Raw genomic sequence first — 3,032 nt, forward strand, 5'->3', positions numbered from 1 at the left:
GCGGCCCCTGGCCGTGTCGTCCGACGCCGGGTCCGTGACCGCCGCGCCGGTCACTGCCGCGTCGGTCACCGCCGCGTTGATCGCGGCCGCCACCGCGTGCGCGTGGGGCGGGCGGACGATGCCGTAGTGCGTCGTGTCGAGCCGGTGCCAGGTACTGGGTTCCGGGAGGTGCGGGCGCCACAGCTCCCGCTGCCGCTCCGGTGGCACCGGTGCCGGCAGCCCTTCCACCGGCCGTTCGGCCAGCCAGATTCGACTGGGCGTGGCGCTGAGCAGCGGCATCCGGTACCCGGCCATGCTCCGCAGGTTGGCCCGGCAGCACCGGACCAGGCGTTCGGCGTAGCCCTGCGCCTCGGGACCGGCGGCCGCCGCTCCGCCCTGCCCGAGCTCGTGCGCGAACACCGCCTGGAGCCGGGCGTCGTCGTGGTCCCGGTAGAGCTCGCCGGCCCCGGGCGGCGGCGGATCGATCAGGTGGACGCCGTGGACCGGCCGCCCGATCGCCTCCGCCTGCGCGGCCATCCCCATCACCGCCCAGGCCCCGAAGGACCAGCCGGCCAGGTGCAGCCGCCGGGTGTCGTCCGGGAAGCGGGCGCGCAGGGCGGCGGCGTAGCGGTGTGCCCGCTCGGCCAGCGTCCAGTCGGCGGTCCCGGGCCGTTCCAGCGCGGGGTCGGCGATCAGGCAGACGGTCAGCCGGGGGTCCAGCGCCGACACCAGGGACCGGTAGGCCTGGATGTCGCCGCCGACCGGGTGCACCAGGCAGAGCACGTCGTCCGCGGTGCCGTGCTGCCAGGTCTCCGGGACGACGCCCTCGGTGACGACGGCCCGGCCGGGTGCCGCCTCGGACAGGCGGGCCAGGATCTCGGTGAGGCAGACCCGGTGGCTGAGCCGTGACAGCTCCAGCTCGACGTCGAAGTGACGTTTCACCACGCCGATCAGGTCGAGCAGGGTCAGCGAGTCGACGCCCAGGTCATAGAGCGGGGCGTCGGGGTCGAGGTGGTCGAGGTCCAGCCAGTCGCACAGCCAGTCGCGGAGCAGGACGGCCGCGTCCCCGCCCACCGCGTCGGCCGCCGTCGGGTCTCCGGCGGACACCGAGGCGGTGGACACCGACGCGACGGGCACCGACGCGACGGGCGCCGTGGACGCGGGAGGAGCGGCAGGAGCGGTCGGCACCAGGGCCGGGGCCTCGGGCGCCGCGTAGAACGCGCGGGACTCCCGGAGGTCGGTGGTGGAGACCAGCACCTGCGGCAGCCGCAGTCCCATCGCCCGCGCGAACACCCGCGTGCCCTCGGCCACCGTCAGCCCGACCGACAGGTGCGCCCGGTGACGGGAGTCGGCCAGCGGCGCGCGCAGCGCCATCCCGGCCTCGCTCCACACGTCCCAGTTCACACCGAGCCGGACCGTGGTCTCGGCGTCGTCGGCCCGGTACTGGGCGAACCCGTCGAGCAGGCTGTTGGCGGCCGCGTAGTCCAGCTGGCCGACCCCGCCGAGCTCCGCGGCCATCGACGAGCAGTAGACCGCCACCGACGGCCGGTGGCGCTCGATCAGCCGCTCGACCAGCAGGGCGCCCCGCAGCTTGGCGGCGGACGCGCGCGCCATCGCCCCGGCGTCCCGCCGGGCGATCAGGGCGCCGCTCGCCACCCCGGCGGCGTGGATCACCCCGTCGACACGGTCGGTGAGACGGTCGATCCGGGCCAGGACCTCCTCGGGCGCCGTCTCGGCGAGATCGGCCTCGACCAGCTCGACCCGGTCGGCCCAGGGCGTCAACTCCTCCGGCAGCCGGGGGTTCCTGGCCAGCAGCAGGACCCGGGCGCTGCCGTTCTCCAGCAGCCAGGCGGCGATGCTGCGGCCGATCCCGCCGGTGCCGCCCAGGACCAGGTGCACGCCGCCGTCCGGCAGCCCGACCGGGGACGGACCGGCCGGGGCCACCGGCAGCGCGACCTGTTCCCACCAGTGGCCCCGTCGGAGGGCCAGCCGGCGCGGAAGCGCGGCCCGGTCCGGCGCGGTGGCGGCCTCGGCCAGCAGCGCCGCCAGCGGTACGGCCCAGTGGGCGGGGTCCGCGTCGGGGAGGTCGACCCAGTGGCCCGCGGCGGCGCCCTCCTGGGGTGCCACCTCGACCGGGCCGGCCAGCAGGCCCGCCTCCGGCCGCCCCACCGGGCCGTCCACCGGCCGCGCCCGGTACGAGAGCCACCACGGCGTCAGACGGAGCGACCCGGCGGGCTCGGCCTCGGCCACGGCCCGCAGCAGTGCGGCCGGCGTGTCCAGGCAGGCCCAGCGGGCCCGGTCCAGGCTGTCCCGGCCGACCGGGCCGTCGATCCCCAGCGGCAGCGCGTGCAACCAGTCGATGCCGTCCTCGCCCGCGCCCGTACCCGCCAGGGCGTCGAGGAGCCGGCCGAGCGAGGAAGGGTCGGCCGGGTCGACCTCGTAGAGGTCCTCGCCCCGCCGGGCGAACGCCTCGGCGGCGCGGACCCGCACCACCCGGGCGTACGCGGCCTCGACGGCGCGGACCACCTCCGGGTGCGCCGGTCCGTCCGTGAGCAGCACCAGCAGCCGGGAGCCGCGCACGCCGACCGCCGAGCCGGCGCGGCGCAGCCGTGCCCAGTGCGGCTGGTGCAGCCAGGCGTCCTCCGGAAGGCGCCGCGGGACGTCGGCGGCAACCGGCCCGGCCGGGGCTTGGGCCTGGGCCTGGGCCTGCGCAGGAACGTGAACCGCGGTCTGGGCCGGGGCCGGAGCCGCCGTGGCACGGGGGAAGTCGAACTCCGCCAACGCGAAGGCGGGCGGCGGGAAGTCCCACGGTGCCTGGGCCGGACCGGCGGGCCAGTCGATCCGCTCGCCGGACAGCCAGGCCGCGGCCGTCTCCTCGGCCGTACGGCCGTTGCCCTGGACCGGTGCCCCGGTGCGGGCCTCCTCCGCTCCCGCGTCCGTGACCGGCCCCACCGCCCGCCTTGGCCTCCTTCAGGCCGAGGGAGGTCAGGGTGCGCACCTCCTTGATGACCTGGATCTTCTTGTCGCCGGCGGCCTCGAGGATGACGTCGAAC

General features: G+C 77.1%; 1 protein-coding gene and 1 pseudogene. Both read right to left on the reverse strand.

Going from position 1 to position 3,032, the window contains the following annotated elements; translation table 11 throughout:
* A partial coding sequence (locus tag AB0E96_RS40110; RefSeq protein WP_359831649.1) for an SDR family NAD(P)-dependent oxidoreductase occupies window positions 1-2,931 on the reverse strand: 2,931 nt, incomplete at its 3' end.
* Between the two features lie 16 nt (window positions 2,932-2,947).
* A pseudogene (locus AB0E96_RS40115) lies at window positions 2,948-3,022 on the reverse strand (ribosomal protein L7/L12); the annotation flags it as partial.
* Window positions 3,023-3,032 lie beyond the last annotated feature (10 nt).

The organism is Kitasatospora sp. NPDC036755, assembly GCF_040636595.1.
Taxonomy (GTDB): Bacteria; Actinomycetota; Actinomycetes; order Streptomycetales; family Streptomycetaceae; genus Kitasatospora.